The organism is Dellaglioa sp. CoH-55-MRSF-8 (assembly GCF_056782195.1).
In genome coordinates this window covers 1-366 of sequence record NZ_JBXAYH010000110.1, presented here as the reverse complement: position 1 = coordinate 366, position 366 = coordinate 1, and the positions used below count along the sequence as shown (strand labels likewise).

Annotated in this window: 1 protein-coding gene; it reads left to right on the top strand. The window is 63.4% G+C overall.

The window, feature by feature from the left end; all coding sequences use genetic code 11:
* The first annotated feature begins 5 nt into the window (after nt 1-5).
* The gene (locus AC1RPW_RS08140) at nt 6-179 is read left to right on the top strand and encodes a hypothetical protein (protein ID WP_481769462.1); all 174 of its coding nucleotides are present in this window, start codon (nt 6-8) and stop codon (nt 177-179) included.
* Nucleotides 180-366 lie beyond the last annotated feature (187 nt).

Here is a 366-nt window from a genome sequence, read left to right as displayed (position 1 = left end):
CCTTTATCGCCGACCTCGTCGTCGGCACAGGCGTGGGCCAAATCAAATCCGGAGCACCCGCCCGCGGCGAACGCATCGCCAAGTACAACCGGCTCACCCAAATCGAAGCTGGCACCGCACGAATCCCCTACGGGTTACTTCCAACCACCGCCCGCGCGACCGACGCGGTCGCCCCCTAAGCCGCTCGCGACCCATTCAGGAGTCCACGCCTTGAACGCGAGCCGAGAGGGAGCGCTTATACCGAGCGCTCCCTCTCACCCTTACAGGAATTCCGCATAATCGAATAGCGCACATTGCCGACAATGGGGATCGGCCGCGGCGTGGAGGAGATTCTGATCGAGCCCAGCCGGTGAGTCTGACCGATGC